The organism is Anaerovibrio sp., assembly GCF_045637405.1.
In the GTDB taxonomy this organism is placed as follows: domain Bacteria; phylum Bacillota; class Negativicutes; order Selenomonadales; family Selenomonadaceae; genus Anaerovibrio.
Genome location: NZ_JAZTZI010000008.1, coordinates 1 through 8,975, shown reverse-complemented (window position 1 = coordinate 8,975; position 8,975 = coordinate 1). Strand labels below are relative to the sequence as shown.

Below are 8,975 nucleotides of genomic sequence, written 5' to 3'. Positions count from 1 at the left end.
CATGGCGTATTTTGTGCCACAGGAAGGACAGAACCTGCTATGGCACCTAAAGGGAACAAATTTAAGGAAGTTGCAATCCCGGCAATGATACATTGCACCACCAAATGATGGATTACCACAGTTGACCATCTTATAAATATTCTTCATTACAGCGGGTCTGGTATTAAGTTTATCTAATTCTGTCAGATTCTCGGAGAAGATTTTTTGCAATATATTCATAGTTATATTATGCATGAAGGTCACAAAAAAAGAAAGCCCCTCATGATTGAGGGGTTGGGGAGTTGAAGTGTCGAAGGCACTTTTTTATAAATTAGCCATTATACACTAAAAAAGCCAAGTATAAAGCCTGGCTAGTATGATTGTACCTCTTTGATTTGAAATTGGCCTTAAAACGCATCTGACATTCATGCTCCACTCCCCAATAAAAAAGCACCCAACCATATAGGCTAAGTGCTAAAATCACATTTTCCCAGTTATAGAAGTGCATTTTTCTTGCCGATTTCCTTAATCTGGTCAACAGTAAGTTTTGTGAAACGGGCAATCATATCTATTGACATCTTTTCTTTTAGCATGTCAATTACTACTTCAACCTTACATTCAGTCTTGTCAGCTTCCCAGCTCTGCTTTTTCTCTTTCTCTATCTCCAATGCCAAAGTCATATACTCTCGTCTCCATTCATCACGGCTCTTTGACATCAAAGCATAGTTATATATTTCGAAAAATCCTCCTTGGGAATTCCTATCGCTTCCATGGCCGCCTCGGCAGAAAGTTTCATATTTTTCATAAGGCTTTTTATTGATTTAACTCGCCCTTCAATTTCACCCTGTTCCAAACTCAGTTTTTTCTCTTTTTCTATCTCCAATGCCAAAGTCATATACTCTCGCCTCCATTCATCACGGCTCTTTGACAGCTCAACTTCTGTGTCAATTTCTTTCATCAGTTCATCTGCTGGCGCATGGCCATCAACATAATCAAGGAAATTCTTAAGTGGCATAGACACATCATCCTTCTCACCCTTGGTGCTGAGGAACAGTTTTGTTGTACCATCTTCAAGTTCGATGCCATAATCCTCTGCGCACATATTCCTAAAGGTATACTTATGGCGTTTACCAGTAAATACCTCAAAGGTGCAGATGAAGATAATATATGTATTGTTCAATGCTTCATAGTCCTGGCCTTTTTCCAAGAGGTCAATGTCTATCATTGCCTGGTAATATCTGGTGCGCTTCACCAATTCTTCCATATCCTTGGTGGTCTGCATCTCGATATTAAAAACAGTGCCTTTGTCGTCATTAACATAAACATCAAGGCGAATGCTCTTGCTATCCAATCTAACATCAATGGATTTTTCTTCCTCCGGATAGGATAGGAGTTTCTCATCGTCCTTATTTGAGATAAAGGCCAGCTCCACAAGGACTGCTGGCATACCCGTATTCAAAATCACTAATTCCCATTTCAAATGGGGGCAGTGACTTTGGCAAGCCATGAAGGATGATGCTTTTCCCCAATGCCGTGACTTGAGATAATTCGTATTGTTCCTTATGCTCATACCAAAAGGTAAAATTGAATAGCATGGATGATATGATAAAGGCTGTAATGTATTCAATATTTGGATTTTGCCTGTCGAGAGGGATATATTTTTTAACATTTGGTTTTAGTGTTTCAATGAACTGTTCACGAAAATTAGACCCCTTATAATTCAGCAGACGATATATTTTATCTGCAGAGCCAATCAACAATACAGATACCTTTTCTGTATATGTTGGCAATGATATGTCCGTGGTTGCTTGTATGGTCTCAACTTCTGTCTTTAGATGACAAAGCAATCCCTCTTGGAATACCTCCAAGACTTGATAAATATCTGCAAAATATCTGTAAAAACTGCTGCGATGAATCCCCGCTGCGGCAGAGAGTGCTGCAGCAGTAATTTTTTCAGGTGATTCCCTGCTGAACAATTCCCAAAATGCATTCAATATCCTTCTTTTGGTCGCCTCTGTTACATCAGGCTGTTTTTTCATGCCACCGCCTCCCATCGTAAGACACTTTTATGTAAATTGTTTCTTGACATTATGCGACACATTGTCTTACAATATTATAAGACAATGTGTCGCATAATGTCAAGACTACTAGCGAGGAGGCCGTGAAAATGAGAAAACTAATAAACAACTGGCATTATATTTCTGTATATTTTGCCGGGGTGTCAGCCTTAGTTGCGATATTGGGAACGGATAACATTACTCAAAAATTGCTTTTAGCTGCCATCACCATGATGTTTCTGCATTTCTTTGAAGAGTTTGGCTTTCCCGGAGGATTTCCTCTTATGGGCATGAAAGTGATGATGGGTAGCAACGAAATGGATTCTTCCAAGTGGGACTGCAATAACTTAAGTTCCATGTTTGGCAACTGGGGATTTCTGTTTTTGCTGTATTTCATGGCGCTCATTTTGCCAAATGTATTTTTCCTAACACTTTCTGCCATGATGTTTTTGTTCGCGGAAGTTTTTATGCATTTGTTTCTCTTTAATGTGAAGCTGAAAAGTTTTTACAATCCCGGATTTATGACTGCAATCTTTGGAATGGGGCCTATTGGTATTTATTATTTTACAAATGTGTTCGATTCAAGTCTTTATCTTTGGTATGATTATGTTCTTGCCGTGGGATGGTTTGTGGCTGTTTTCCTCTTTTGCTTTCGCTCAAAAATCTACTGGGGCCTTGGCAAAAAAGAAGGATATGCGCTTACTGACCAAACCGCATATGGCATGAAATAAAATAGAATAGAATAATCAAGGAGTCGCTTATGGCGGCTCCTTTTTTTATTTTGGGATGCTCCAGCTGGTGGGGAGAGGCAAGGGGTTATTTGGTAAAAACATTTTTAAACTTATAGTGAGGTTCCTGTATAATTTAAATAGTGGATGTTGTTGAAAATAAAAGATACCTCAGAGTAAAATAAGACTACTGACTGGCAGGTTAGTAAAAATCTTATTAAACAAAGAGGTATCTACAATGAAGTTTAACACACAGAACAAGAAAATTGAAGCCATTACAGAAACTACTTTGGTACTTGGAATAGATGTTGGCAGTGATACACATTTTGCCAGAGCATTTGATTTCAGAGGTATTGAGTATTCAAAGAAACCATTTAAATTTACTAACGACGAGGCTGGATTTATTGATTTTGCTGAATGGATTCAAAATCTCAAAGAATTGCATGGCAAGGAGCGTGTGGTTCCGGGAATGGAACCTACTGGACATTATTGGTTTAACCTCGGTAAGTTTCTTCAGGAAAACGGGATGAAACCAGTACTGGTCAATCCTCACCACGTAAAGAAGTCAAAAGAACTCGATGACAATAACCCTACAAAGAATGACCGTAAGGATCCTAAAGTAATAGCTGGATTGGTACGTGAAGGACGGTATATGATACCGTATCTTCCAGAGGGTGTGTATGCAGAACTGAGAACTGCATCAAACCTCAGATTTCAGCTTCAGTCGGAGCTTACAAGAATTCAGAATAGGATATGTCGTTGGTTCAGTATATATTTTCCAGAATACAGGACAGTATACGGCAAACCGGATGCTGTCAGCGGAATGCTTATCCTTAAGGAAGCACCACTTCCTGAAGACATCATGACGTTGGGTGTTGATGGAATAAACCAGATTTGGAGAAATGCCAAGATAAGAGCAGTAGGAATAAAGAGGGCACAGACCCTGATAACAGCTGCTGAACATAGCATTGGCTGCAAAGAAGGTGTTGTTACTGCAAGACTGGAAATTAAAATGCTTTTTGAGGATTATGAGTCCAAAAAGGCACGGCTTCAAGAGGTGATGACACTGATTGAAGACTTGGTTATGCAGATACCAATGGCAGGGAAGCTGTTGGATATTAAGGGCGTAGGAATGAAGACTGTGTCAGGATTTCTTGCTGAGGTTGGTGATATAAGCCGTTTCAGTAGTCCTAAAGAGTTGCAGAAACTTGCTGGATTAGCTGTAGTAGAGAACAGCTCTGGAAAACACAAGGGCAAGACAACAATAAGCAGACGAGGTCGTAAGAGACTTAGATATCTGTTATTTGAGGTTGCAATGTCACTTGTGGCAAAGAACAAGGAGTTTAGGGATCTACATGGTTACTATACAACGAGAAGTTGCAATCCATTAAGGAAAATGCAGTCTCTGATGGCAATATCTGCAAAACTGATAAGGGTGTTTTATGCAATGCTTACTAAGGGCGTTACATATGATGCCAGTAAGATGGTTAATGATATTAAAAGGCCAGCAGAATATATGCTGGCAGCATGACACGATAATTATTGAAATAACAGAATGTTACAGGTAACGTCCACCATTTTAGGTGCTGTGGCAGGAAGTAAGTCAGTAATCTGAAAGACAAAGAATGAGCCAGTAGTCGGCAGTAATATTATCCATGGGGCACGACCCCGTTAGGGAGCATAGCTGACACCTTGGTTATGGACAGGCAGGACGAAGGAAGTTAGGACCTCTGGCAACAGAGATGATCCAGGTGGACATAGGAGGTTAGCTGCCATAGAGGGATGGGTACACACAAGGCCAGTAGAGCGAATGAATGACGTTCTATTTCGTATACCCCAAATCCGCTATTTTCGCACTTGATGTATTGAAATGTCCGTAATTATGGCTTATTTACTGAGATATTGAAGGCTGTAAAGCCTTGAGTTTTCTACAAAAAAGACTTGATTATATGATGAGGTTAAAAAGGGTTTTTTATTATTGGAGAATATTAGTAACAAATGAAACTATTATTGAAACAGGGGGGAACATCATGCAATCTTTAACATAAATTACAGGCATTATTTCTTTTTTGGCTGGAATAGGGTGTATGATTTGGTTTTTGATATGCTTAATCCGTAAAAAACCAAAAAAGAAATCTCTGTATGGCGTAGGAGTATGTGTTGCAGTGTTTTTCCTTAGCTTTGTAGTTAGTATGGCAACTATGACTCCAGAAGAAAGAGCGGCTATGGACCAGAGAATACAAGAAAAACGAGAACTTGAAGCCCAACAAAAAGCAGAAAAAGCCGCTCAAAAGGCTGCTGATGAAGCTATAAGGGCTAAAAAAGCCGCTGATGAAAAGGAAGCTAAAGAGGCTGCAAAAGCTGCTGAAGAAGCTGCCAAAGAAGCAGAAAGAGCCCAAAAGGAAGCTGAACAAATTAAAAAAGAGTCAGAAGGTGGCGGTGTAGTTGGCTTCTTTAAGGGATTATTTGCATCTAAGGACAGTAAAGAGAGTGAAAATAAGGATGAAGCTAAAAAGACTTCCTCTGATGATTCTAAAGTAAAAAATAAACCTAATTATGCTCTTTTGTCCAAGGAACAAATTGAAAAACGCATGGGTGTATGTTTAAAATATATTAGACAATAGATATTAAATAGTTATAATAGGCATTGTTGAAATTATAGGTCTTTTGGGCCGTGGGTGGTGAAATTTATGTATGTGTTAATTAAAAGGATTTTTCATAACAATTGCTCATAGAATTTTGGGTTCAATTGAGAGGGATAGTAAAAGTTTTAAATGGGGATGTTTTACAATGAATTTCGGAAGGAACCTTAAGAGGCTCCGGCAAATAAAAAATGCTACGGTTCTGGATGTTTCAGTTGCTGTGGGTGTAAGTGAGGAGAATTATGCTGCATGGGAGTCAGGGGAAAAAGAGCCAGAATTAAATGAGCTGTGTTTGTTGGCAGAGTATTTTATTATTACTGTTGATAATATACTGGATGCAGCGTTTGATTATACGAATTATTTACGTCTGTTGAAGGCGAAGGGGTTATTGGATTGAGCATCCAAAGTGGATGTTTCAATGCTGGATTCTTGTTGATAATGAGAAAAATTCTAACAAGAAAAATTGATAAAAGAGGATTTTTCAATCAAGATAAAAGTTATATGTTGGGCTGAAAACCGCGTGGAATCTGAGTTTGGGGGCTTGTTAGAATTTAATGAGAAAAAATATTTTCCAACAAGCTCCAACAAGAATTCTAACAAGAGGTACCTCCGCTATAGAAAAAGTAATGGCAATTAGCTTCAACGTTATTCGCCTCGTTTATATTGAAAATATGTTGTTTAAGCAGCCTGATGGATGTTTTTTGGCAGTAGTTTTTATGAATTAAAGATTTTCAGATTACTGTCACAGCACCCCCCTTTTTCCTATGATTATAGAAGGATAATTTATCAAGGAATAATATTAATGGTATAGTTGAGAAAATAATGAAATATGTGCCATAAGCCTTGGCTGATGTGGTCCAGGGCTTTTTTTCATGCTCGAAGTAGGCAATTACTATATTGGTGAATTGCTGGTGAGGATTGCGAATAAAGGGTGTAACTTATAAAACGTGAAAATTTGCGTTTGAAATACGTGCGAAATGCGTTTGAAAATGATGTGACTTTGGAAAGAAAGCCAATAAACAAGCGGCTTTAGCTGTCTGAAATACGTTTGATAATCGTTTGAAATGCGTTTTATATTTTGAGATAATTACGCCCCCGCACCTCCAGTCCCGCTGTTAGGACTTCGGCATCGTTGTTGTCTGTGTACTTACTGTTTGTGTTGTGAAATCATGGACCTTCAATTAAAATGGTATATAATAGTACAGTATGAAAATGTGACATTTTTTAGGAGGGTAGTATCTTGAAAAACAATAGAGCTTTTTTTACTAATATTGAAGAATTAAAAGAGTGGCTCATTAATGTTCGCGAAAAATATTATGTAGAATTAAAGAAAGCACAAGAGCTTCCAAATGCATTTTGGGAAACATACTCTTCTTTTTGCAACACTGCCGGCGGAGTAGTTGTTTTAGGGGTAGTTGAAGGGAAAGAGAAAAGCACCAATGAAATTATAGGGGTTGGAAATGTTGGAAAAACCCTGACCAGTCTGTGGGATCAATTAAATAATAAAAATAAGGTTAGTTACAAGAATATAACTAATGATGATGTCTTGGAGTACAAGATTGATAGTGATACAACGGTAATTCTTATAAATGTAAAAGAAGCTCCAGATGGTATGAAACCAGTGTACATCAATGATAAATTGGAGAATACGTATATACGGACTGGTGATGGAGATAGGAGAGCCAGCAAGGAAGAAATAGCCGCATTCATGAGAAATGCCAAGCCTAGTCAGGATGGGTTGGTATTGGATAAATTTAATATGGATGATATAGATATTGATTCTTTGCTCGCGTATAAAGAACGTGTAAATAAACGGTATCCAAAGAAAAAATATATAGAGATGGATAATGAGTCGTTTTTGATTGAATTGGGCGGAGCAGTTAAGGACAGGGTTACTGGCGACTTTAAACTCAAGCGCGGAGCATTGCTATTTTTGGGGAAAGTAAATTCCATTCGAGAAGTATATCCACATTATCATTTGGACTATTTTAATCGCAGGGGAAACAATCCTAGATGGCTTGATCGCGTGTCAGATGATGAGCCTAGTGATTATCAAATGAACCTGTTTAATTTTTATATGATTACCTACTCCAAAATCCAAATATTGTTAAAGGAATCATTTGAATTGGACCAGTATCAGTTAAGAATACCATTTTCTGATTTTGATGAAACAGTAAGAGAATGTTTGGTTAATTGTTTGGCTCATGCAGATTATGTTCAGGGGTATCCTTCTACTAAAATTGAAGCATTTGACGGTTGGTTTAATTTTGTCAATCCTGGAAAGATGCTTGTATCACCTAGCCAATTTGCTATTGGGGGCGATTCCAGACCAAGGAATGAAATTATAATGAAATTCTTTAGATGGCTTGGTGCCTCCGAAAGGCAAGGCTTTGGTGGTCCGCTTATTTATAAAACTGCAATAGAAAATGATTTTAGACGACCAGAGATTTTGACAAATTTAGAACACACCGAATTAAAAATATGGAATATTGATTTGGCAGATTCATATCCGGATCTTACAGATGACGAGAAGTTAGCATTACGTTTTTGGGTAAAGAATGGTTGGGATAAATCTATACGAGAAATTGCTTCTATACTGGGAATTACCGAGTACCGTCTGAGAAAAGCGATAACGTCACTGGCAGATGATAAGCATATTATTAGAAGGGTCGGAAGAGGAAAGGCTACAAAATATGTTTTGGAAATGGCAAGTGTTGAAATGTTGACACATTTACAAATTGCATTAGATCATTTAAAACGTCATATTTGATGTGCGTTTTTCATTCTTCGTTCTAAATGCGTTTGAAATGCGTGCGAAATACGTTTGAAATGGCTGTGCTTATGAACGCCAAGCCAGTAAATAAGCGGTTTTGAGAGTTCAAAATGCGTTTGAAATGCGTGCGAAATACGTTTGAAATGGCTGTACTTATGAACACCAAGCCAGTAAACAAGCGGTTTTGACAGTTTAAAATGCGTGCGAAAATCGTTCGAAATTTATTATATGGCACATGCCCAGTGGTACAAAGTGATTGAGCGGTCCCGGAAGCTGAAGAAAAGAGTGGTGTTCTTCAGCGGGAACAGTATTGAGGATTTGCTTTTGAAAATAGGGGAATAGACACATGAAAAAATATAAGTTACCATTATCTCTTATTCTCGCCACACTGTTATCCTTTGTGTGTTTCAATGCAAATATTTCATATTGCCAGGCTGCCCAGTGGGAATGGGTGACTTCAACAGATGAAGTAGATTATGAAATTGATGTATCATCAGTGCAAAGGGTGAACCTAAGATTTGCTGGGGATAATGTGATATGTTGGATAAAAACCACCACATTGGATAATAAATATGGTTTGGCAAAATTTGCCTTCAGAGATAAGAACAGCATCAAACAATATGTAATGCTTTCCGGAACCGGCTATGATGAAAATGGCAATGTAACCGGTTGGTCACCAACAATAAGTGAGCCTTTTGATTTTCATTATCGGACCATCAACAAGGGCAGCTTTTATGAAGCCCTTTATGATAAAGCCCTGGAATGTGTAACTGAATAGCTTTCTAGCCCCTGTTTT

Annotated in this window: 10 protein-coding genes; 6 read left to right on the top strand and 4 right to left on the bottom strand. The window is 38.1% G+C overall.

Annotated elements, in window-relative coordinates:
- The 4 genes from ACKI5G_RS00705 to ACKI5G_RS00690 form a co-directional block, all read right to left on the bottom strand.
- A partial coding sequence (locus ACKI5G_RS00705) for a transposase zinc-binding domain-containing protein (RefSeq protein WP_407396677.1) occupies nt 1-219 on the bottom strand: 219 nt, incomplete at its 3' end.
- A 254-nt stretch (nt 220-473) separates the two neighbouring features.
- Complete coding sequence (locus ACKI5G_RS00700) at nt 474-659, bottom strand: hypothetical protein (protein WP_407396675.1); 186 nt, start codon at nt 657-659, stop codon at nt 474-476.
- 35 nt (nt 660-694) lie between these two features.
- Nucleotides 695-1,438, bottom strand: coding sequence for an Rpn family recombination-promoting nuclease/putative transposase (locus tag ACKI5G_RS00695; RefSeq protein ID WP_407396673.1), 744 nt, complete (start codon nt 1,436-1,438; stop codon nt 695-697).
- Complete coding sequence (locus tag ACKI5G_RS00690) at nt 1,386-2,018, bottom strand: TetR/AcrR family transcriptional regulator (RefSeq protein WP_407396671.1); 633 nt, start codon at nt 2,016-2,018, stop codon at nt 1,386-1,388. Before ACKI5G_RS00690 ends, ACKI5G_RS00695 begins: the two co-directional genes overlap by 53 nt.
- 128 nt (nt 2,019-2,146) lie before the next feature.
- Between ACKI5G_RS00690 and ACKI5G_RS00685 the strand changes: the two genes are divergently transcribed.
- The 6 genes from ACKI5G_RS00685 (at nt 2,147) to ACKI5G_RS00660 (ending at nt 8,957) form a co-directional block, all read left to right on the top strand.
- The gene (locus ACKI5G_RS00685) at nt 2,147-2,767 is read left to right on the top strand and encodes an HXXEE domain-containing protein (RefSeq protein ID WP_407396669.1); all 621 of its coding nucleotides are present in this window, start codon (nt 2,147-2,149) and stop codon (nt 2,765-2,767) included.
- A 235-nt stretch (nt 2,768-3,002) separates the two neighbouring features.
- Nucleotides 3,003-4,295, top strand: coding sequence for an IS110 family transposase (locus ACKI5G_RS00680; RefSeq protein WP_407396667.1), 1,293 nt, complete (start codon nt 3,003-3,005; stop codon nt 4,293-4,295).
- Between the two features lie 556 nt (nt 4,296-4,851).
- A complete protein-coding gene (locus ACKI5G_RS00675; RefSeq protein ID WP_407396665.1) occupies nt 4,852-5,388 on the top strand; it encodes a hypothetical protein in 537 nt (178 codons plus the stop codon).
- 166 nt (nt 5,389-5,554) lie between these two features.
- The gene (locus tag ACKI5G_RS00670; protein ID WP_407396663.1) at nt 5,555-5,803 is read left to right on the top strand and encodes a helix-turn-helix domain-containing protein; all 249 of its coding nucleotides are present in this window, start codon (nt 5,555-5,557) and stop codon (nt 5,801-5,803) included.
- A gap of 843 nt (nt 5,804-6,646) precedes the next feature.
- Nucleotides 6,647-8,176 (top strand): RNA-binding domain-containing protein, encoded by a 1,530-nt coding sequence (locus ACKI5G_RS00665; protein WP_407396661.1) that lies wholly within the window; start codon nt 6,647-6,649, stop codon nt 8,174-8,176.
- 349 nt (nt 8,177-8,525) lie between these two features.
- Nucleotides 8,526-8,957 carry a hypothetical protein gene (locus ACKI5G_RS00660; protein WP_407396659.1) on the top strand — a complete coding sequence of 144 codons (432 nt, stop codon included), beginning with the start codon at nt 8,526-8,528 and terminating at the stop codon, nt 8,955-8,957.
- The last annotated feature ends 18 nt before the right edge of the window (nt 8,958-8,975 follow it).